This is a genomic window from Flexivirga oryzae (genome assembly GCF_014190805.1).
Lineage (GTDB): Bacteria > Actinomycetota > Actinomycetes > Actinomycetales > Dermatophilaceae > Flexivirga > Flexivirga oryzae.
Window position 1 is genome coordinate 400,646 of sequence record NZ_JACHVQ010000001.1, and the last position, 19,768, is coordinate 420,413.

Here is a 19,768-nt window from a genome sequence, read left to right on the forward strand (position 1 = left end):
GCCCGGTCCACATCCCACCGAGCAGAGCACCGTCCTCCACAGCCCGCGGCGGAGCGTCTCGCCGGCGGCCCGTTCCTGGCCGGAGGCTGGCAGCCACTCGGTGCGGCAGACGCCACGCCGTTCGAACCAGCGTGAGGATGCGACATGAGCCAAACAAGTCTGACCATCCGCGGCAACCTGACCGCGAAGCCCGAGCGGATCACGGGCAGCAAGGGCGACTTCACGACCTTCCGGGTCGCGGTCAACGAGTCCTACTTCGACCAGGCCGTCGGCGGGTATGTCGATGGCCGGACCTCCTTCTTCCGGGTGGTCGCGTTCCGGCAGCTCGGCACCAACGTCTACAAGTCGCTGTCCAAGGGTGATGCCGTCGTGGTGACCGGCAAGCTGCGGATCAACCAGTGGGAGAGCGCGGCGGGCGACACGCGGTCGGCGCCGGAGATCGAGGCGTATGGCGTCGGCCCCGACCTGCGTTTCGGCATCGCGACCTACCAGCGCATCCCCAGCCAGCGGCAGCAGCAGGCCAGTTGGCGCAACCAGACCGCGGAGGCGCCCGCGGATCCCTGGGGCGGCGAGCAGGACGGCACCCCGGACGGGTCCGGCGACAGCGGATTCGTGCCGCGGGAGGACGGCGAGAGTGCGCCCATCCCGTCGAGCGGGCCGCTGCTGGAGCAGACCGGCTGAGGCCCCGCCCGGGGAGAGTTCGCTCACGCCGGACGGCGGTGGGGCGTCACGATTTCGGCCGGACGGCTTCGCCCCGATAGCCTGACCCGCATGCCCGAGTTCATCTACACCATGACCAAGGCGCGCAAGGCTGTCGGGGACAAGCTGATCCTCGATGACGTCAGCATGTCCTTCTACCCCGGCGCGAAGATCGGCGTCGTGGGACCCAACGGTGCCGGTAAGTCCACGATCCTGAAGATCATGGCCGGCCTCGACCAGCCCTCCAACGGTGAGGCCCGGCTGTCGCCCGGTTACAGCGTCGGCATCCTGTTGCAGGAGCCGCCGCTGAACGAGGAGAAGGACGTCCGCGGCAACGTCGAGGAGGGCCTCGGGCAGATCAAGGCCGACCTCGATCGCTTCAACGAGATCTCCGAGCAGATGTCGCAGCCGGACGCCGACTTCGACGCGCTGATGGCCGAGATGGGTCAGTTGCAGGAGAAGATCGACGCAGCCGACGCGTGGGATCTCGACTCCCAGCTGGAACAGGCGATGGACGCGCTGCAGTGCCCGCCCGGGGACGCCGACGTCACCGTGCTGTCCGGTGGTGAGCGGCGCCGCGTCGCCCTGTGCAAGCTGCTGCTGTCCAAGCCCGACCTGCTGCTGCTCGACGAGCCCACCAACCACCTGGACGCGGAGTCGGTCAACTGGCTGGAGCAGCACCTGGCGGCATACCCCGGCGCCGTGCTGGCCGTGACCCACGACCGCTACTTCCTGGACCACGTCGCCGGCTGGATCTGTGAGGTCGACCGTGGCCGGCTCTACCCCTACGAGGGCAACTACTCCACCTACCTGGAGAAGAAGCAGGAGCGGCTGCAGATCCAGGGCAAGAAGGACGCCAAGCTCGCCAAGCGGCTGAAGTCCGAGCTGGAGTGGGTCCGTTCCAACGCCAAGGCCCGGCAGACCAAGAGCAAGTCGCGGCTGGCCCGTTACGAGGAGATGGCGGCCGAGGCCGACCGCACCCGCAAGCTCGACTTCGAGGAGATCCAGATCCCGCCGGGCCCGCGGCTGGGCGCCCAGGTCATCGAGGTCAAGGACCTCACCAAGGGCTTCGGCGACCGGCCGCTCATCGACGGCCTGTCGTTCACGCTGCCGCGCAACGGCATCGTCGGCGTCATCGGACCGAACGGTGTCGGCAAGACCACGCTCTTCAAGACGATCGTCGGTCTGGAGGAGCCCGACAACGGCTCGGTCAAGGTCGGCGAGACCGTCGACATCTCGTATGTCGACCAGGGCCGTGCCGGCATCGACCCGAACAAGACGCTCTGGGAGGTCGTGTCCGATGGGCTCGACCACATCCAGGTCGGTCACGTCGAGATCCCTTCGCGCGCCTACGTCTCGCAGTTCGGCTTCAAGGGTCCCGACCAGCAGAAGAAGGCCGGTGTCCTCTCCGGTGGTGAGCGCAACCGGCTCAACCTGGCGCTCACCCTGAAGCAGGGCGGCAACCTGCTGCTGCTCGACGAGCCGACCAACGACCTGGACGTGGAGACCCTCGGCTCCCTGGAGAACGCGCTGCTCGACTTCCCGGGCTGCGCCGTGGTGATCAGCCACGACCGGTGGTTCCTCGACCGGGTCGCGACGCACATCCTGGCGTACGAGGGCACCGACGAGGAGCCCGCCAACTGGTACTGGTTCGAGGGCAACTTCCAGTCCTACGAGGAGAACAAGGTCGAGCGGCTCGGCGCCGACGCCGCGCGCCCGCACCGCGTCACCCACCGCCGCCTCACCCGCGACTGACCCCTCCGCTCCCCACACGCCGAGGGGCTCACCAATCGCCGACAGGCCCAGAAATACCGGCTCACGAGCGCCCGAAATGCCCGTCCAACTGGGCCTTTCGGTGCGTTTGTGAGCCTCTCGGTGAATGTGGTCTGCGGTGCGTTTGTGAGCCTCTCGGTGAATGGGGTCTGCGGTGCGGCGAGGGCTGGCGGGTTCAACCGGAGCTCAGGCACCGCTTTCCGGCGCGACCGAGTGGTATGCCGCACGCCATACCGAGGGGCTCACCAATCGCCGACAGGCCCAGAAATACCGGCTCACGAGCGCCCGAAATGCCCGTCCAACTGGGCCTTTCGGTGCGTTTGTGAGCCTCTCGGTGAATGGGGTCTGCGGTGCGGGGAGGGCTGGCGGGTTCTACCGGGGGTCAGGCGTTGTCGCGGGCGGCGAGCTCGGCGTCCGACATCAGCACGCAGAACTCGTTGCCCTCGGGGTCGGCGAGGACGGCCCAGCCGCGGTCGGGCCGGCGCAGGTCGTTGACCATGGTGGCGCCGAGGCCGAGGAGTCGGTCGACCTCCTCGTCACGCGTCAGGTCGGTGGAGCGCAGGCAGAAGTGCACGCGGTTCTTGATGGTCTTGGGTTCGGGGACCTTGAGGAACAACAGGAAGGTGTTGTTCGGACCGATCAGCCCGGCCTCCTCGTCGCCCGGCCGGGACGGGTCGTCGTCCTCCAGGTGGTAGTCGCCGAGGACCTGGCTCCACCACATCATCTGGGCGTAGGGGTCGGCGGCGTCGAAACAGAAATTGGCGGCTCGTGAAGTCATGCGTCACATCGTGACCGCCGGCACCGACACGCGGCAACGTCTTTTGCCCGCGCCCGGTCAGCCCACGCGATGCCGCAGCCGGTGCTGAAGATTCGCCTTCACCATCGGCCAGGTGCGCGCCACAATGCTGTACTGCGCGGTGTCCCGCACCACGCCCTGATCGTCGATCGAGTCGGCCCGCAGGATGCCCTCGAGCTCGGCGCCGAGCCGCTCGATCGCGGCGCGGGACTGCAGGTTCATCTTGTGGGTGCGGAAGCGCACGGCCTCGACCCGCCACACCTGGAACGCATGGGTCATCATCAGCAGCTTGCTCTCGGCGTTGGTCCCGGTGCCGTGGGTGGACTCGCGGTTCCAGGTCGACCCGATCTCGACGCGTGGCACCGACGGCACGATGTCCATGAAGGTCGTCATACCCAGCACCGCGTCGTCGGCCACCCGGACGGCGGTGAACGGCTGCATCGTGCCCGCGTCCTGCAGGCCGAGCCGGCGGTCGATCTCCGCGTGCATGCCGTCCGGCCGCGGCACCGAGGTGTACCAGCGGTCCCACATCTGACCGTCGCTCGCGGCCTCGACCAGGCCGTCGTGGTGGTCGTGGCTCAGCGGCTCGAGCCGGACCAGGGAACCGGTGAGAGTGACCGGGGTGAGCGGCAACGGGATCGTCATACCCCGAATCTCAGCACACCCGCCCGGTCCGGTTCACTCGGCCGTCGCGGTGACCGCCCCGGGCGCCGTGGGTGCTGCCGGTGACGACGTGCCGGTGGAGGTCGACACCGTGGTCTTGGTGTCGTCGAAGACCAGCATGCTCCCGCCGTAGCACGCGACCCACACCTGATGCGTCGCGTCGTCGTAGGTGATGCCGATCGGCGCCGGGTCCGTCGGCACCCGTTGCACCACCTTCATGTCGGAGGTGGTGATCTTGCTCGCGGACTTGCCGAAGTAGTTCACGACATACAGCGCCGTGCCGTCCTGCGAGATGCTCATGCTGCGCGGCTCGGGTCCCGAAACCACCTGGGAGACGACCTTGTCCGTGCTCGTGTCGATCTTGTAGACCGTGTTGGTGCCACTGGCCGCGAGGTAGAGCCACTTGCTGTCCGGCGACAGGACCAGGTGCCGGGGACGGTTGACCGTCATGATCACATGGTGCTCGCCGGTGTCGAGGTTGACCCGGAAGACCTTGTTGCCGTACATCGCGGCGACGTAGGCAGTCTTGTTGTCGGGCATGATGACGATGCCGCGTGGCTGCGCCGCCAGCTTGATCACCTTGACCTGCTTGGCCTTCGCCCGGTCGATGATGCTGATGGTGAAGTCACACCAGTTGCTGATCACGACTTTCTTCTGATCCGGTGTGAGCGCAACGAATTTCGGCACCGCACCGACTTCGATCGCCTGGTCCCACTTCATCGTGGCGGCATTGAAGCGATAGACGAAGCCGCGGTCGAAGCCGCTCTTCGGGGAGCACTCGTCGGTCGCGTAACCCTTGAAACCCGGGCCGCTCATCACGTAGTTGGACACGTAGGCGTACTTCGCGTCCTTGGTCCACGCCGCCTCGACCGGCCCGCCCTTGGAGATGCCCTTGTGTCCGGCGAAACCGTACTTGGACAGGTCGATCGAGTCGGGCAGTCGCTTGACGAGTTCGTGGGTCCTGCTGTTGTAGACGGTGATCGAGTGGCTGTAGATCATGTTGTTGGCCAGCACCAGGCCGTGCTCGCTGGCGTCGACGGACTTGGGGGTGATGCCCCCGGTGAACCGGTCGATCCGCTCCAGTCTGGTGTCGGCGGACGGCACACGCTGGGTGACCTTCGGTGTCGGGGTCGGCGCCGTGCTGATGGAGGTGGCGGTGGCTGTCGGGTTCGCGGTCGCCGGGGTGCCCGCGGTCGTCACGGCCTCCGCCCGGGCATTGTCCGGCCGGAAGGCCCGCCACGCCCCGATCGCCGAGGCGGACAGCGCCACACAGACGATCGCGAGAATGGCAAGTGCAGTGCGCCGACGGCGCACATAGACCTGCTCCTGCCTCCAGTGGGTTCGCTCACCCATGCCACGAGAGTATGGCGTGGGTGGCCGGATCCGCGGCACATTCGCCCCGAGCGGCGCGGCGTGACGGTTTCACCCGGCCGGTTTTCGCGCCCGCAACCAGAACCGTTTGCGGGTGGCGCGCAACGGCCGCTCCGTCGCCGGCCCCGTGGCGTGCAGCGCGAGCAGCACGTCGGCGTAGCGCTCGACGCTGAAGTCCTCCGGCACGTCCCACGGCACCAGTTGCACGTAGGCGATCAGCGCCGCGACGTCGTCGAAGACGTAGTGCCCGGCGGTCTCGGCGCCGTCGACGACCTCGAAACCCACGGCAGTCAGGTCGTCGCGGAATTGCCGGTAGTTGACCTGTGGCGCGTTCGGCGGCATACCGAAAGCACTTCGTATCTCACCGAACTCGTCACCACCGACCTGTTGGGTGAGGAACGTCCCTCCCGGGCTGAGCACGCGGAGGACCTCGTCCTGCCGGTACCCCTCGTGGCGGTTCAACACCAGGTCGAACGACGCATCCGAGAAGGGGAGCAGGTCGCCCCTGCTGCCCGGGTCGCCGTCGGCGCCCACCACACCCACGTCGTATGACGCCAGCAGCTTCCCGGCGACGCCGATGTTCGGCCGCCAGCCCTCCATCGCGACGGTGTGCTCCGGCAGCACGTCGGCGAAGCGCGCAAGGAACTCCCCGCCACCGGTACCCATGTCGAGCACCCGTGTGGCCCGGGTGAGCGCGGCTCGCCATACAGCAACGAGGTCCCAGGGCTCGGAGTCCTCGTGCATCCGCCCGTCGAGCGAGCTGAAGTCCCAGCCCTCCGGCTGATCCCGTTCCTCTGCGGCCCAGGCCGCGAGCAGCTTCCCCTGATCGGTCATCACTGCTCCTTGACGCGCACCATGCCTTCCTGCGCGACCGAGCAGATGAGCGTGCCGTCCAGGGAGAAGATCTTGCCGAGGCCCAGCCCGCGGCCGCCGGACGCGGACGGGGACTCCTCCTCGTAGAGCACCCACTCGTCGATGCGGCCGGGCCGGTGGAACCACATGGCGTGGTCCAGGCTGGCCGGACGCAGCCGGGGGTTGGCCCAGACGAGCCCGTGGCGGCGCAGGATCGACTCCAACAGCGTGTAGTCGGAGGCGTAGGCGAGCACGGCCGCGTGCAACAACGGGTCGTCGGGCAGCGTGTCGACCGCCTTCATCCAGACGTTCTGGTGTGCCGCGTGCTGGCGGCCGGGAACCAGGTAAATCGCGCCCTCGACGGTCCGCACGTCCAGCGCGCGACGCGTCCAGTGTTCGACCGCGGGGTGCTCGACGCCGGCGAGTTCCTCCGCCGTGGTCCGGACCCGGTCCGGGTCCGGGACCGAGGGCATCGCCGCCTGGTGGTCCAGCCCCTCGGCCGCCTCCTGGAAGGACAGCGTCGCCGAGAGGATGGTCTTGCCGTACTGCATCGCGTAGACCCGGCGGACCGAGAAGGAGTTGCCGTCGCGCAGGTTCTCGACCCCGAACTCGATGGGATGCTCGGAGTCGCCCGGGCGGATGAAGTAGGCGTGCAGTGAGTGGATCGCGCGACTGGTCAACCCGGCCGAGGCGACGGTGCGTCCGGCGGCGATCACGCTCTGCGCGAGCACCTGGCCGCCGAAGGCGCGCCCGTGCGGTGTGACCTGGCTGCGCCCGGTGAACAGCTGCAGCCTCCGCTCCGACAGGTCCATCTCGGGTGCGTTGTCGGGTGCATCGATCACCGAGCTGGACCGAGCCTCGCCCACGGGGCGCAGATCGAGCACGTCGAGCAGGTCCTCGGTGGGCGAGGACTGGGCGGTTCCGTCGTCAGAGGTCACCGGGTGAGCGTATCGACCGACCTGGGACGATGTCGGCATGCCTGCCCGCCCGTATTACATCGACATTCCCGTCCGCTGGTCCGACATGGACGCGCTGGGCCATGTCAACAACGTGCAGTTCCTGCGGTTGCTCGAGGAAGCCCGGGTTCTCGGGATGGCCGAGTGGTTCACCGGGATGAAGACCGGCCCCGACGGCCGCCCGCCACTGCTGGTGGCCAGGGCCGAGATCGACTACCTGCGGCAGCTGCACTGGCGTGCGGAGCCGGTCGTGGTCGCGATCTGGGTGTCGAACATGGCGGGGGCCTCGTTCGACACGAGCTACGAGGTCCGTGCCGGCCGGGATCCGGACTCGGAGGTGTATGCCGTGGCCGAGACGACCCAGGTGGTCTTCGACATGAAGACCCAGCGCCCGGTGCGCATCGCCCCGGAGCACCGTGAGGTGTTGCACCGCTACGCCGGCGAACCGGTGCGCATGAAGCGCCGCCCCAAGGGGCACCGGTGATCCTGCGGCTGGCCGACGCCGACACCCGTGCGGACCTGGCGACGTACGTCGCACGCGCGCGGCAACTGGACTCCGACGGTGCCATGCGCTTGCAGTCCGTCGGCGGCGCGCTCGCGGCGTGGGTGGGTGTGCTGCCCGGGCATGGGCTGACCCGCGAGGGTATGACGCTCGGGCTGCGCGTCCTGCCGCTGGCCGAGCCGGCCGGGCTGGACGTCGTGGTCCCGATGGCCGGGCTCGCCGACCGTTTCGCGCGTGAACCGCACGGTGCCGAGTTGTCGGTGCCGCCGACCGAGGTGCGTGCCGCCTGGGCGTCGGTGTCACCGCCGCAGGGCGGGTGGCAGCAGGTGGGTGAGATCTCCGTCGCGACGATGAACGAGGTCGCGACCTCCGGCATCGCCGAGATCACCGCGTCGGCACCCGAGGGGTCCGGCGCGCACGCCGTCGACGCACTGCGCAGCTTCGTGTGGTCGCGCCCGATGCCGCCGACCGAGAGCCTGGAGGGCCTGCCCTCCGGGGTGGCATTCGCCTGCTACGCCTTGGGATTCGCGGTCGGGGAGACCGCCCTGGTGTTCGCTTCCGGCACGTGGCATCGGGTGACCACCCCGGTCGGGCACGTCCTCATCCGGTGACCAGAGTCAGCGGTGGCGGTCTCGAGGGGTGTGGTGGCCTCGACAGGCTCGGCCGCCTCGATGGGCGAGGTGACCTCGACAAGCTCGGCCGCCTCGACGCGCGGCCGCCTCGACGCGGTCGGGTGCGTCAGAGGCGTAGCCAGACCGCGGTGTCCGTGGGGAGCACTCGCGGGTCGAGTGGCCGGGGGAGCGAAGCGGAGGAGGCTGTATCGAGACCCTGCTCGCTGCCGACGAGAACCTCTGCGGCAGAGGGCAATTCGACATCGGCGGTGCCGAGGTTGAGGATGACCCGCACCGTGTCGGCGCCGCTGGCGACGTCGTAGGCGACCACGTCGGGTCCGAGGTCGACCGCGGTCAGCGATCCCTCGCCCAGATCGAGTTCGCGGCGGACGCGCAGTAGCGTCCGGTACAGCTCCAGCGTCGAGCCCGCGACGCCCTCCTGCTGGTCGACGGCGAGGGCGCCGTACGACTCGGGCTGGGGGAGCCAGGGCTGCTGTTCAGAGCCGAATCCGTAGGCAGGGGAGTCCTTTTCCCACGGCATCGGGATGCGGCAGCCGTCGCGACCGGCGTCCTTGTGCCCGGTCCGCTCGTATGCCGGGTCCTGACGCACCTCGTTCGGCAGCGTCGTGTGATCGGGCAGTCCGAGCTCTTCCCCGTAGTAGAGGTAGGCGCCGCCGGGCAGCGCCAGCATCAGCGTGGTGGCGGCGCGGGCCCGCCGCAGACCCAACTCGGCGTCGGGCTGCGGGTCGGTGGCGAAGATGCCGTTCGGGCGTGGTTCGCCGACCGGAAGGGCGAGCCGGGTGGCGTGCCGGACCACATCGTGGTTGGACAGCACCCAGGTCGTCGGTGCCCCGACCTGGTCGTTGGCGCGGTAGGAGCGGTCGATCGACTCGATCAGGTCGGCCGCGCGCCACGGCGTGGTGAGGAAGTCGAAGTTGAACGACTGCTGGAACTCGTCGCTGCGCACGTAGCGGGCGGCCCGCTCCGGCGGCTCCACCCACGCCTCCGCGCACATCGCGCGCTGGCCCGGGTAGGAGTCGAGGATCTTGCGCCAGTCGCGGTAGATCTCGTGGACGCCGTCCTGGTCCCACATCGGTGGCGGCGTCCGCTCCTCGGTCATGTCGAGCATGTTCATCGGACCTTCCCAGTCCGGCAGGCCGTGCGCCTTGATGAGTCCGTGCGCGACGTCGACCCGGAAGCCGTCGACGCCGCGGTCCAGCCAGAACCGCAGGATGTCCTCGAATTCGCTTCGTACGACTGGGTTCTCCCAGTTGAGGTCGGGCTGTTTGGTGTCGAACAGGTGCAGGTACCACTGACCCGGTGTGCCGTCCTGCTCGGTGACCCGGGTCCACGCCGGACCGCCGAAGACGCTCTGCCAGTCGTTCGGCGGCTCCTCACCACCGGCGCCGGTGCCCTCGCGGAACACGTAGCGGTCGCGCTCGGGTGACCCGGGTGCTGCGGCCAGCGCAGCCTGGAACCACACGTGCTCGTCGGAGGTGTGGTTGGGGACGAGGTCGACGACCACCCGCAACTGGTTCGCGTGCGCGACCCGGATCAGCTCGTCGGCGTCGGTGAGGGTGCCGAAGAGTGCGTCGACGTTGCGGTAGTCGGCCACGTCGTACCCGGCGTCGGCCTGCGGCGAGGTGTAGAACGGCGACAGCCAGATGGCGTCGACGCCGAGGGCGCGCAGGTAGGGCAGATGTCCGGTGATGCCCGGCAGATCGCCGATGCCGTTGCCGTCACCGTCCGCCCAGGAGCGCGGGTAGATCTGGTAGATCACGGCGCTGCGCCACCATTCGCCGTTCGGGTGGCAAGGGTGCACGAGGTGTGAGGTGTTGGTCGAAACGGTCACCCGCACAAGTGTGCCGATTGCGCCCGCAAAACGCACATCGTCCTCAGCCGGGTTGTTCGCCCCCGCCCAGCAGCGTGGCCTTGATCTCGGTCTTGAGCACCTTGCCCACCCTGGACCGGGGCAGGTCCGCCCAGACCAGGACCTCCTTGGGGGCCTTCACACTCCCGATCCGGGACTTGACGTGCGCGACCACCTGCTCCGGGTCGGGGTGGCGGCCCGGGCGCGACTGGACGACGGCGACGACACGTTCGCCCCACTTGTCGTCGGGGAGGCCGATGACCGCGCAGTCCTGGACGTCCGGGTGCGACAGCGCGGCCTGCTCCACCTCGGTGGAGTAGACGTTGAAGCCGCCGGTGATGATCATGTCCTTGGCCCGGTCGACGACGTAGAGGAAGTTGTCGTCGTCGAGGTAGCCGATGTCGCCGGTGTGGTGCCAGCCGAACCGGGATGCCGTGGCGTTCTCCTCGTCGTTCTTGTAGTAGCCGGGCATGACGAGCGAGCCGCGCACCACGATCTCGCCGTGCTCGCCCGGGGCGAGCAGCGCGCCGTCGGCCCCCATGATCGCGACGGTGGTCAGCGGTGACGGCCGGCCGGCGGAGGACAGCCGGTCGACGGCCGGCGAACCGTCGGGGTTGAAGTGGTCGGCCGGTGCCATCGTCGAGATCATCATCGGCGCCTCGGTCTGCCCGAAGAGCTGGGCCATCACCGGACCGATCCGCTGGATCGCCTCGGTCAGTCTCGCGACCGACATGGGTGCGGCGCCATACCAGAAGCACTGCAACGACGACAGATCCGTGGTTTCGAGGGCGTCGTGGGCGAGCACCATGTAGATCACCGTCGGCGGCAGGAAGGTGTGCGTGACCCGGTGTTGCTCGATCAGTTTCAGGAACCGCCCGACGTCCGGGGCGCGCATGATGACGATCTCGCCGCCGTACGCCATGATCGGGAAGCACAGGACTCCGGCGGCGTGTGTGAGCGGCGCGAGCGCGAGATACACCGGACGTCCGGCGAACGGGTAGCTCATCAACGTGATGGCGGTCATCGCCTCCAGATTGCTGCCCTGCAGCATGACGCCCTTCGGGCGCCCGGAGGTGCCGCCGGTGCCGACGATCATCGCGAGATCGTCGACCGCGGGTTCGTCGATGTCGGTCGATGACGTTGCGGCATCGAGGAATTCGTGCCAGCTCAACGAACCTGCGGTCTCCGTGCCCCCTGGCTGCCCGAGCCGCACCCAGGTGTGCACGTGCGGCAGCTCCGGCTTGATGGCCGACACCAACGACCCGTAGTCGGGGGCGTAGACGACCACCGAACAGTCGAACAGGTCCAGCAGCTCCCGGTTCTCGCCGGCTTCGTTGCGCGGGTTGATCGGGCACCACACCGCTCCGGCGCGGCTGATCCCGAAGACGCAGGTGAACGCCACCGGGTCGTTGCCGGAGATGATCGCCACCTTGTCCCCGGGGCGAACACCGCACGCGCTCAACGCATTCGCGATCCGCCCGGCGAGTGCGCGCACATCGCCGTACGTCAGCGTCTCGCCGTCCGTCGTGAGGCAGGGCGCGTCGGGGGCGATGGAGAAGCCCTTGTCGAGATAGTCGACCAGCCGCATGTGCCGGCCTCAGTCGTGGACGGTCAGGATGGGCTCGGACACCAACCCGAACGTGCGCAGCACGCCCAGCAGTTCACGATGCCCGAACGCCTGGCACCCCGAGGCGAACCCGGCGCGCCGCGGTGGTTGCTGCAGCAGGCTGTACGCCGCATAGGCCTGCAGCAGACCGGTCTGCTTGTAGTTGCTGTTGCCGTGTATGACGCAGTGCGCGCGACCGAGCGGACCGGACGCGTGCACCGAGTCCAGCGACTTGTTGATGCGCGGGTTCTCCCGGGGTGGCATCTGGTCCATCACCTGACGCGCCGTCGCGGTCAGCGCGGCATCGCGGTCCTCGGGTGTCATGTCCTTGGTCGCCTCCAGCGCCGCCGCCACGATCTGCGGTACGCCGTGCATCAGCGCCGCGTTGAAGACCCCGCCCTGCGCCTTGCAGTTGGCGACCCGCGGGTCCCGCCGGAACCACACCGGGTGCGAGGTGCCGCCCCACGGCAGCGACTGTGCGAGTTCGTGCTGCCCGGGGACCACCAACGGCACCAGCCCCTGGTCGGGATCGAACTCCACGAAGGTGTTCTGCTCCAGGTAGTAGGCGTTGCTGGTCGCGGCGTTGACCAGGATCGTGCGGGTCGAGGCGATCGTCGGGCTGCCGCCCCAGAAGACCGCGATGTCGAGGGTGTCCAGACCCGGCTTCTCCAGCGCGATCTGCGCTGCGATCTCACCGGTCGTGTACATCTGGGCGACGCCGGGGGCCAGGAGCAGCCCCTTCTCGCGGAACTGCTCGCCGTACTCGTCGTCGCAGGTCACCAACCAGTCCTGCTCACCGGAGGTGTCCAGGTAGTGCAGCCCTGCGGCGACGGCTGCCTGCACGACCTCGGGGCCGAGATCGCTGAACGGCCCGACAGTGTTGCACACCACCGAGGACCCGGAGAACAGCTCGGTGAGGGCCTCGGTCGTGTGCTCCACCGTGCGCACCTCGTAGTCCGCCGTCTCGATGCCGGCGACGTGCGCGGTCATCGAATCGGTGAGCTTCTCCTCGCTGCGGCCGGCCGCGATGAAGGGGACGCCGTACTCGCGCAGGTATTCGCAGACGAGGCGGCCGGTGTAGCCGCTGGCTCCGTAGACGACGACGGGGCGCTGATCAGTCATGAGGCTGGCCTTTCGATCGGAACTGGTTGGTGGGTATGGCGATCCGGGCGTCACATGCCCATGCCGCCGTCGACGGCGAGCCCCGCGCCGGTCACGAACCGCGCGGCGTCGGAGCCAGGAAGACGACCGCATCGGCCATGTCCTCGGGCGTGCCCAGCCGCCCGGACGGGGTCTGTTCGACGACCGCGCCCACGGCCGCGTCCGGGCTCTCGAACAGGCCGATCCGGGCCACGTCGTTGGCCAGCCCGGCGCCCATCTCGGTGGGCACGAGACCGGGGTAGATGCAGTTGACCCGCACGCCGTACCCGAGTTTGCCGGCCTCCATCGCCGCGACGCGGGTCATCCGGTCGACCGCCGACTTGGTGGCGGAGTAGATGCCGATGCCCGGGAACGCGATGGTTTCGGCCACCGAGGCGATGTTGACGATCGAGCCACCGGCGCCGGCGGCTCCCTCCGGCCGCATCGCGCGCAGGCCGTGCTTGATGCCGAGTGCGGTGCCCAGCACGTTGACCTCGAGCATCCGGTGGATCTGGTCGGCGTCCAGGTCCACGAAGAGACTGGTGATCTCCACCCCGGCGTTGTTGACCAGCACGTCGAGGCCGCCGAGGGTCCGGACGGCAGCGTCGATCGCAGCCGCCCACGAGTCGTCATCGGTGACGTCCAGTCGGACGAACGACACGTCGCCGCCTCCCGTGCTGAGCCGCTGCGCCGTTTCGGTCCCCAACTCCTCGAGCACGTCGGCGATCACCACGGAGGCACCCGCCGCGGCGAGCGCGCTCGCCATCGCCTCGCCCAGCCCGCGGGCCCCGCCGGTCACCAGTGCCTTGCGTCCGGTCAGCTCGAATGCGCTCATGCTCGTCTCCTTCGACGTCGGATTCCGGGCCGGATGCCGCGCGGTGCGGACCTGGCAGGAGCAGCCGCGGAACGGTGCCCGACCCATCCTGTGTCCAATTCTTGACGTACGTCAAGAAAAAATTGGACACTTGCATATAGAAGCGCCGTCCGGCCGCGCGGTCGCCGACTGTGAGATCGTGACTGCGGACGGCAGCGGACGGACACCTGGAGGTCGTGATGGGCAGAACAGCGCCGGCGATGGCCAAGGTTCCCCGTGAGGAGAAGATCCAGCGGCGGCGCGACGAGTTGGCGGACGCTGCGCTCATCACGTTGGGGGAGTTGGGTTTCGCCCGCACGAGCCTGCGTGACATCGCCGAGAACAGTGAGCTGTCGCACGGCGTCGTGCACTACTACTTCAACGACAAGCTCGAGCTGCTCGGGTACTGCGTGCGGCGCTACAAGGAGCAGTGCGCGACCCGGTATGACGAGCTCGTCGCGTCCGCGAGCTCCCCGCTGGAGTTGCGTTACGGTTTCGCCGCCGCGATGCGCCAGACGCTCCTGGAGGACACCGCGATGCACCGGCTCTGGTATGACATGCGCGCCCAGTCGATGTTCGAACCCGCCCTGCGGGACGACGTGCGCGCGATCGACGAGCGGCTGCAGCAGATGATCTGGGCGATCGTCTCCCGCTACGGGGAGCTACGGAAGGCGCCGGTGCGGGTCAGCCCCCTGCTGGCCTACGTGGCCTTCGACGGGCTCTTCGACGACTGCCTCGTCCGCTATCACGCCGGCGACGACGAGGCGCCACAACAGCTCCAGGAGCAGGCGACCGCGCTGCTCGAACAACTCGTGAAATAGCCCGCGGCCGACCCGCGTCGTGACACAGCCTGGCGACCGGCGCGCGGTGCTACTTCTTCTGCCAGGTCAGCATCGCCTGCCACGGCCCGGTCGCGCCGACCGCCCGGATCGTGATGAGGGCGCTCGCACCGGGGTTCGGCCCGGCGATCATGGCGGGGGCGGCGGCCAGGTTGCTCCGTGCACTGTCCGGCCAGTAGTCGTACCAGGTGCCCCTCACCTCCGGTTCGGGGCCGGGAGGCAGCCACCCCCACGAGCCTCCGGAGTCGGCTGCGGCTTCGCCGGTGTAGTCGAGACGCTGGGCCTTGCCGTCGACGAGCACCTGGAACCGTCCGGTGCTGCTGGGGGCGACGGACAGTTGCGCACCGCGAAGCACGGACGCCGGAACCCGTACCCGCTTGCTGGCCGACACGGCGCCGGTTCCGGCGAAGCGCGCATCGAACTCTCCGGGTGAGATCGCAGTCAGCGCATTGGGTTTCGCGGTCAGGTTGTGTGTCTTGGCCGGGTAACTCTCCCAGTCGACCTGGGTGTAGATCGCAATGGGCGACTGCGACCGCTTCGGCACGCCGCTGGTCGCGATCCAGAGCTTCTGTCCCTCGCCCGGCTTGACCGCGCCGAGCATGGACTCCACCATCGGATCGCACGTCGCGAACGCATCGGCGCTCCCGCGGAGCTGGGTCATCGCCGCGGACTCCGCCTCCCGCTGGGCGGCGGTGAGCGTGCCGGTGACGAGCGTGTGGTCGCAGGCGATGTAAACGGCCGATCCCACCGCGGGGAACGTGACCTCCACCGCCTTGCTCGACCGGCCCGCCGAGTTGGGGTCGGCGACCTTCTGGATCGGTACCTCGACGATGTCGGTCAGCTTCAGGCCGTGCGTGTACTCCGCGTAGTGAGTGTGGAACTTCTTGTTCAACTGCGCTGGGGTCAGTGCTTTTTCGTCCCCGATGCCGTGTATGCCGACAACGGTCACCACCGCCATCAGCACTGCGGCGGCACCGGCGACGACCGCCGTGCGGACCCTGCGGCTGTGCGCCCGCTTGTGCTCGGCACCCGCGACCAGGGCGGCGGGATCCGGCAGCGCCACGTCGTCGGCATACGACTGCATCGCCGCGCGTAGTTCATCGGTCGTAAAGCTCATGACTGCCTCTCCGCGCGATCCGCGATGTCGCTGCTGACCCGCAGCGCCGCCAGTCCGCGCGACGCGTGTGACTTGACCGTGCCGGTGCTGATGCCCAGCGCCGCGGCGATGTCGGCCTCGCTGTAGTCGTGGAAGTAGCGCAGCACGATCACCGCGCGCTGCTTGCGCGGAAGCCCCGCCAGGGCACGCATCAGGTCCTCGCGTGCCGCGACGGTGTCGGTGCCGTCCGGGTGCGGTCGCTCGGGCAGGGTCTCGGTCGCGATCTCCCCGCGCCACTTGCGCCGCCAGCCGCGGGCGAACTCGTGCACGATGATCTTGCGCACGTAGGCCTCGTGCTGCTCGGTGCGCTCCCATTTCGGCCACGCCTTGGCCAGCGCGGTCTGCACCAGATCCTCGGCCGCCGCATGGTCGTGGGTGAGCAACGTCGCGGTCCGCACGAGCGACGGGCCCCGCGCAGCGACGAAGTCGCTGAAGCCGGGCGGTTCGCGGGTTCCCCTGGTCATGTCCTGTCAGAGCCCCTGACGCGGCGGTTCGGTTGTCAGCGACAGGGTGTCAGTCGTCCCAGCTGTTCACCAGCGAGTAGGCCGCGCGGGTCAGGTAGTCACGCAGCATCCCGTCGTGCTGCTCGTCCAGGTCCAGGGTGTCGACGGCGTTCAGCATGTGCAGCAACCAGCGGTCCCGCTGTGCCGGGGTGACGGCGTAGGGGACGTGCCGCATCCGCAGCCGCGGGTGGCCACGGCGCTCGCTGTAGGTGGTCGGGCCACCCCAGTACTGCTCCAGGAACATCCGCAGCCGGTCCTCGGCCGGACCGAGGTCCTCCTCGGGGTAGATCGCCTTCAGCGGCGGGTCGCCCGCGACCCCGAGGTAGAACTCGTGCACCAGCTTCTGGAAGGTCTCGTGCCCCCCGACTTCGTCGTAGAACGTGGTCACCCCCAGATCCTCTCAGGTGGCGTTCGGGCTGCTGTACGGCGGCAGCTGCGGCCCTCGCACCCCGGCCCGGTCGAGCGCCAGCTTCGCCTGTTCCCGGATCTCGCGGGCCACGGCATACTGTTCGTTCGGGACGGAGGTGGCGACGACGCGCAGCGTGACCATGCCGCCCGACATCGACTCGACGCCGGCGACGACCGGCTCCTCCAGCAGCTTCTCGTGCCACGGGGACCGGTCGTGCACCTGGGCCACGACGGTGCGCAGCACCTGCAGGGCGGTCTCGACGGACTGGTCGCTGCCGATCGGGATGTCGATGAAGATCGACGCGTAACCCTGGGACTTGTTGCCGACGCGCAGGATCTCGCCGTTGCGGACGTACCAGACGACCCCCTGGGCGTCGCGGACCCGCGTCACGCGCAGCGTGACCTCCTCCACGGTCCCGATCGCCTGCCCGGTGTCGATGACGTCACCCACGCCGTACTGGTCCTCCATGATCATGAAGATCCCGGAGAGGAAGTCCTTGACCAGGCTCTGCGCCCCGAAACCGAGCGCGACCCCGCCGACTCCGGCGGATGCGAGGAGCGGGGCCAGCGGCACACCGAGTCGACCCATCACGGTGAGGCCGGCGATGCCGAAGATGAGGATCGTGGAGATCGACCGCAGGATCGAACCCATCGTGGCGGCCCGTTGTTTGCGCCGCTCGGAGTCCAGGCCCGCGGCTTCGCGGAGCACGCGGCCGGCGCGACTCACCCGGGCCGGGTTCTGCCGGTGTTCCATCGCGTGGACGGCGCGATCGATGGCGCGGACGACGATCCAGCGCAGCACGACGGCGCCGAGGATGATGCAGACGACCATCAGCGGGGCGCCGACGGCCCACTGGAGGGTCGATTCGCTGTCCGTGGCGGCAGGTGCAAGCGACATGTGCCCATCATGACGGCCGGGCATCCCAGTGACGCAAATCGGCTCTGACAGACTGCTGCCATGCCCGAAGCCCCCTCCGAATCACTCGCTCGCCTCGCACGCGCCCACGGTGTTGCGACCGAATATTGGGACTGGCGTGGCAACCACGTCGTGGTCGGTGCCGACACGATCGTTGCGGTGCTGGCCGCGCTGGACGTCGACGCGAGCGACGCGCCCGCCATCGAGCAGGCGCTGGTGGACCAGGAGCTGGAGTCCTGGCGCCGGGTGCTGCCGCCCGTCATCGTCATGCGCGAGGGCTGGACGCCGTGGGTGCCGGTGCACGTCCCCGAGGGCGAGGACTCGGTCGATGCGCGAGTCACGTTGGAAAACGGCGTGGTTCGCGACCTGCGTCCCATCGACCAGCCGCCCGGGTCGCGTGAGGTCGACGGCGTCCTGACCGCGGAGTTCAACGTCGAACTGCCCGGTGACCTCCCGCTCGGCTACCACGAGCTGGAGGTCACGTATGACGCCGGCCGGACCGTGCGCACCACGGTCATCGTGACGCCCGAGCGGCTCGCGCTGCCGGCAGCGCTGGAGCACGACCGGGCCTGGGGCCTGACGGCACAGCTGTATTCGCTGCGCTCGGAACGGTCCTGGGGTCTCGGCGACGTCGCGGACCTGGCCGAGCTCGGGACCTGGGCGGTGCGTCAGGGTGCCGACTTCGTGCTGATCAATCCCGTGCACGCCGCGGAACCCGTGCCGCCGCTGGAGCCCTCGCCATACCTGCCCACCTCCCGCAGGTTCGTCAACCCGGGTTACATCCGCGTCGAGGAGGTGCCCGAACTCGGCTACCTGTCCGCGGCGCAGCACCAGCTCGTCGAGTGGCACAGCGACGACGCCCGCCGGCTGAACAAGCTGGATCATCTGGACCGCGACGGCAGCTGGCAGTCCAAGCGGGCCGCGCTGCGGATGATCTTCCGCACCGAGAGCACCCATCGGCGGCGCCGCGACCTGGAGAGCTTCGTCGAGCGGGAAGGGCAGGCGCTGCTGGACTTCGCGACCTGGTGCGCGATCGCCGCCGACCGCGGGCCGGACTGGAAGAGCTGGCCGGAGGAACTGCGCGATCCGCGCACCGACGCGGTTGCCGCGGAGCGAACGCGGCTCGGTGAGGACGTCGACTTCTACTGCTGGTTGCAATGGGTGGTGCAGTCGCAGTTCCTCGACGCGCAGCGGGAGTTGCGGGCCGCCGGTATGTCGATCGGCGTCATCCACGACCTGGCGGTCGGCGTCCACTCCGAGGGCGCGGACGCGTGGGCGTTGCGGGATGTGCTCGCCGAGGGGATCGAGGTCGGCGCACCACCGGACGACTACAACCAGCTCGGGCAGGGCTGGAGTCAGCCGCCGTGGCGGCCGGACCGGTTGGCCGAGAGCGGTTACGCGCCGTACCGCGACATGCTCCGGACCGTGCTGCGGATGGCGGGCGGGCTGCGTGTCGACCACGTGCTCGGCCTGTTCCGGTTGTGGTGGGTGCCCGCGGGCAAGAAGCCGCTGGAAGGCACCTACGTGCGCTACGACCACGAGGCGATGGTCGGCATCCTCGCGCTGGAGGCGCAGCGTGCGCGGGCCATCGTGATCGGCGAAGACCTTGGCACCACTGAGGATTGGGTGCGCGACTATCTCGCGGACAGGGGAGTGCTCGGCACCTCGGTGCTGTGGTTCGAGCGGAAGGAGGACGGCGGACCGCGGCCACCGGAGACCTACCGGACGTTGGCGTTCGCGAGTGTCACCACGCACGACCTGCCGCCGACCGCCGGTTATCTGCGGGGAGAGCACATCCGCGTCCGGGACGAGCTCGGCCTGCTCACCCGGTCGCTGGAGGAGGAGCAGCGCATCGACGAGGAGCAGCGCGAGGCGATGCTCGGGGAGCTGCGCTCGCGCGGGCTGCTGCGCTTCGGCACGTCCGTCGACGACGAGGTCGACGCCCTGCACCGGTTCCTCACCTGGTCGCCCAGCAAGCTGCTCGGCGTCTCCGTGAACGACCTGGCCGGGGACGTCCGGACGATCAACCAGCCGGGCACCGACGAGGAGTACCCCAACTGGCGACTGCCGGTCAGCGGTGCCGACCGGCAGCCGACGACGCTGGACGACCTGATGGTGTCCCGGCGGGCGAAACGGTTGATCCGCGCGGTGACTCGCCGCTGACTCCCATCGATTGACCGGCGCACCTCCGCATTGAGCGGCGTAGCGAATCGCCCTGATTCGCTACGCCGCTCAATGCATGGGTATGCCGGTC

Annotated in this window: 19 protein-coding genes; 6 read left to right on the forward strand and 13 right to left on the reverse strand. The window is 69.0% G+C overall.

The genetic code is table 11. The features are described 5' to 3' along the window. Nucleotides 1-144 precede the first annotated feature (144 nt). Together FHU39_RS01885 and ettA are read left to right on the forward strand one after the other, a co-directional pair. Complete coding sequence (locus FHU39_RS01885) at nt 145-681, forward strand: single-stranded DNA-binding protein (RefSeq protein ID WP_183318447.1); 537 nt, start codon at nt 145-147, stop codon at nt 679-681. Nucleotides 682-771: 90 nt separating this feature from the next. Further along, entirely contained in the window at nt 772-2,454 is a 1,683-nt protein-coding gene (ettA, locus tag FHU39_RS01890) for an energy-dependent translational throttle protein EttA (RefSeq protein ID WP_183318449.1), read from the forward strand. A gap of 400 nt (nt 2,455-2,854) precedes the next feature. On the opposite strand, the gene FHU39_RS01895 is transcribed toward ettA, so the two are convergent. The 5 genes from FHU39_RS01895 to FHU39_RS01915 form a co-directional block, all read right to left on the reverse strand. Further along, nucleotides 2,855-3,250 (reverse strand): VOC family protein, encoded by a 396-nt coding sequence (locus tag FHU39_RS01895; protein WP_183318451.1) that lies wholly within the window; start codon nt 3,248-3,250, stop codon nt 2,855-2,857. A 57-nt stretch (nt 3,251-3,307) separates the two neighbouring features. Continuing rightward, the gene (locus FHU39_RS01900) at nt 3,308-3,913 is read right to left on the reverse strand and encodes a GNAT family N-acetyltransferase (protein WP_183318453.1); all 606 of its coding nucleotides are present in this window, start codon (nt 3,911-3,913) and stop codon (nt 3,308-3,310) included. Between the two features lie 33 nt (nt 3,914-3,946). After that, the gene (locus FHU39_RS01905; RefSeq protein WP_183318455.1) at nt 3,947-5,284 is read right to left on the reverse strand and encodes a YncE family protein; all 1,338 of its coding nucleotides are present in this window, start codon (nt 5,282-5,284) and stop codon (nt 3,947-3,949) included. A 69-nt stretch (nt 5,285-5,353) separates the two neighbouring features. Further along, nucleotides 5,354-6,136 (reverse strand): class I SAM-dependent methyltransferase, encoded by a 783-nt coding sequence (locus tag FHU39_RS01910; protein ID WP_183318457.1) that lies wholly within the window; start codon nt 6,134-6,136, stop codon nt 5,354-5,356. After that, nucleotides 6,136-7,092 (reverse strand): acyl-CoA thioesterase, encoded by a 957-nt coding sequence (locus tag FHU39_RS01915; protein WP_343065697.1) that lies wholly within the window; start codon nt 7,090-7,092, stop codon nt 6,136-6,138. The genes FHU39_RS01910 and FHU39_RS01915 overlap by 1 nt, the downstream gene beginning before the upstream one ends. 37 nt (nt 7,093-7,129) lie before the next feature. Here FHU39_RS01915 and FHU39_RS01920 point away from each other — a divergent pair, with 37 nt between their 5' ends. Further along, nucleotides 7,130-7,594 (forward strand): acyl-CoA thioesterase, encoded by a 465-nt coding sequence (locus FHU39_RS01920; protein ID WP_183318461.1) that lies wholly within the window; start codon nt 7,130-7,132, stop codon nt 7,592-7,594. Beyond that, a complete protein-coding gene (locus tag FHU39_RS01925; RefSeq protein ID WP_183318463.1) occupies nt 7,591-8,223 on the forward strand; it encodes a DUF8185 domain-containing protein in 633 nt (210 codons plus the stop codon). Before FHU39_RS01920 ends, FHU39_RS01925 begins: the two co-directional genes overlap by 4 nt. 127 nt (nt 8,224-8,350) lie before the next feature. On the opposite strand, the gene FHU39_RS01930 is transcribed toward FHU39_RS01925, so the two are convergent. The 4 genes from FHU39_RS01930 to FHU39_RS01945 all read right to left on the reverse strand — a co-directional run bounded on the left by FHU39_RS01930 (nt 8,351) and on the right by FHU39_RS01945 (nt 13,674). After that, nucleotides 8,351-10,075, reverse strand: a complete 1,725-nt coding sequence (locus tag FHU39_RS01930; RefSeq protein WP_183318465.1) for an alpha-amylase family glycosyl hydrolase — start codon at nt 10,073-10,075, stop codon at nt 8,351-8,353. 43 nt (nt 10,076-10,118) lie between these two features. Beyond that, nucleotides 10,119-11,681, reverse strand: a complete 1,563-nt coding sequence (locus FHU39_RS01935; RefSeq protein WP_183318467.1) for an acyl-CoA synthetase — start codon at nt 11,679-11,681, stop codon at nt 10,119-10,121. A 9-nt stretch (nt 11,682-11,690) separates the two neighbouring features. Beyond that, on the reverse strand, nt 11,691-12,821 hold the full coding sequence (locus FHU39_RS01940; protein ID WP_183318469.1) for a DUF5938 domain-containing protein: 1,131 nt from the start codon (nt 12,819-12,821) through the stop codon (nt 11,691-11,693). 91 nt (nt 12,822-12,912) lie between these two features. Then, a complete protein-coding gene (locus FHU39_RS01945; RefSeq protein ID WP_246336140.1) occupies nt 12,913-13,674 on the reverse strand; it encodes an SDR family NAD(P)-dependent oxidoreductase in 762 nt (253 codons plus the stop codon). Between the two features lie 218 nt (nt 13,675-13,892). Here FHU39_RS01945 and FHU39_RS01950 point away from each other — a divergent pair, with 218 nt between their 5' ends. Next, nucleotides 13,893-14,513 carry a TetR/AcrR family transcriptional regulator gene (locus tag FHU39_RS01950; RefSeq protein WP_183318471.1) on the forward strand — a complete coding sequence of 207 codons (621 nt, stop codon included), beginning with the start codon at nt 13,893-13,895 and terminating at the stop codon, nt 14,511-14,513. Nucleotides 14,514-14,562: 49 nt separating this feature from the next. Here the strand turns inward: FHU39_RS01950 and FHU39_RS01955 are convergent, their stop codons facing one another. The 4 genes from FHU39_RS01955 to FHU39_RS01970 are packed head-to-tail and all read right to left on the reverse strand — an operon-like array spanning nt 14,563 to nt 17,496. Beyond that, nucleotides 14,563-15,648, reverse strand: coding sequence for a hypothetical protein (locus tag FHU39_RS01955; protein ID WP_183318473.1), 1,086 nt, complete (start codon nt 15,646-15,648; stop codon nt 14,563-14,565). Further along, on the reverse strand, nt 15,645-16,151 hold the full coding sequence (locus FHU39_RS01960) for a SigE family RNA polymerase sigma factor (protein ID WP_183318475.1): 507 nt from the start codon (nt 16,149-16,151) through the stop codon (nt 15,645-15,647). Before FHU39_RS01960 ends, FHU39_RS01955 begins: the two co-directional genes overlap by 4 nt. Nucleotides 16,152-16,200: 49 nt before the next feature. Further along, the gene (locus FHU39_RS01965; RefSeq protein WP_183320832.1) at nt 16,201-16,584 is read right to left on the reverse strand and encodes a globin; all 384 of its coding nucleotides are present in this window, start codon (nt 16,582-16,584) and stop codon (nt 16,201-16,203) included. A gap of 6 nt (nt 16,585-16,590) precedes the next feature. Then, entirely contained in the window at nt 16,591-17,496 is a 906-nt protein-coding gene (locus FHU39_RS01970; RefSeq protein WP_183318477.1) for a mechanosensitive ion channel family protein, read from the reverse strand. Nucleotides 17,497-17,556: 60 nt separating this feature from the next. On the opposite strand from FHU39_RS01970, the gene malQ reads away from it, so the two are divergent. Next, nucleotides 17,557-19,677, forward strand: a complete 2,121-nt coding sequence (malQ, locus tag FHU39_RS01975; RefSeq protein WP_183318479.1) for a 4-alpha-glucanotransferase — start codon at nt 17,557-17,559, stop codon at nt 19,675-19,677. Nucleotides 19,678-19,768: the final 91 nt, after the last annotated feature.

What these genes read in the sequence shown, in the direction of transcription:
- FHU39_RS01950 (WP_183318471.1), top strand. Translation starts at nt 13,893, where the DNA reads ATGGGCAGAACAGCGCCGGCGATGGCCAAGGTTCCCCGTGAGGAGAAG.
- FHU39_RS01905 (WP_183318455.1), bottom strand. Translation starts at nt 5,284, where the DNA reads ATGGGTGAGCGAACCCACTGGAGGCAGGAGCAGGTCTATGTGCGCCGT.
- FHU39_RS01910 (WP_183318457.1), bottom strand. Translation starts at nt 6,136, where the DNA reads ATGACCGATCAGGGGAAGCTGCTCGCGGCCTGGGCCGCAGAGGAACGG.
- FHU39_RS01900 (WP_183318453.1), bottom strand. Translation starts at nt 3,913, where the DNA reads ATGACGATCCCGTTGCCGCTCACCCCGGTCACTCTCACCGGTTCCCTG.
- FHU39_RS01940 (WP_183318469.1), bottom strand. Translation starts at nt 12,821, where the DNA reads ATGACTGATCAGCGCCCCGTCGTCGTCTACGGAGCCAGCGGCTACACC.
- FHU39_RS01955 (WP_183318473.1), bottom strand. Translation starts at nt 15,648, where the DNA reads ATGAGCTTTACGACCGATGAACTACGCGCGGCGATGCAGTCGTATGCC.
- FHU39_RS01885 (WP_183318447.1), top strand. Translation starts at nt 145, where the DNA reads ATGAGCCAAACAAGTCTGACCATCCGCGGCAACCTGACCGCGAAGCCC.
- FHU39_RS01895 (WP_183318451.1), bottom strand. Translation starts at nt 3,250, where the DNA reads ATGACTTCACGAGCCGCCAATTTCTGTTTCGACGCCGCCGACCCCTAC.
- FHU39_RS01935 (WP_183318467.1), bottom strand. Translation starts at nt 11,681, where the DNA reads ATGCGGCTGGTCGACTATCTCGACAAGGGCTTCTCCATCGCCCCCGAC.
- FHU39_RS01960 (WP_183318475.1), bottom strand. Translation starts at nt 16,151, where the DNA reads ATGACCAGGGGAACCCGCGAACCGCCCGGCTTCAGCGACTTCGTCGCT.
- FHU39_RS01920 (WP_183318461.1), top strand. Translation starts at nt 7,130, where the DNA reads ATGCCTGCCCGCCCGTATTACATCGACATTCCCGTCCGCTGGTCCGAC.
- FHU39_RS01970 (WP_183318477.1), bottom strand. Translation starts at nt 17,496, where the DNA reads ATGTCGCTTGCACCTGCCGCCACGGACAGCGAATCGACCCTCCAGTGG.
- malQ (WP_183318479.1), top strand. Translation starts at nt 17,557, where the DNA reads ATGCCCGAAGCCCCCTCCGAATCACTCGCTCGCCTCGCACGCGCCCAC.
- ettA (WP_183318449.1), top strand. Translation starts at nt 772, where the DNA reads ATGCCCGAGTTCATCTACACCATGACCAAGGCGCGCAAGGCTGTCGGG.
- FHU39_RS01945 (WP_246336140.1), bottom strand. Translation starts at nt 13,674, where the DNA reads ATGAGCGCATTCGAGCTGACCGGACGCAAGGCACTGGTGACCGGCGGG.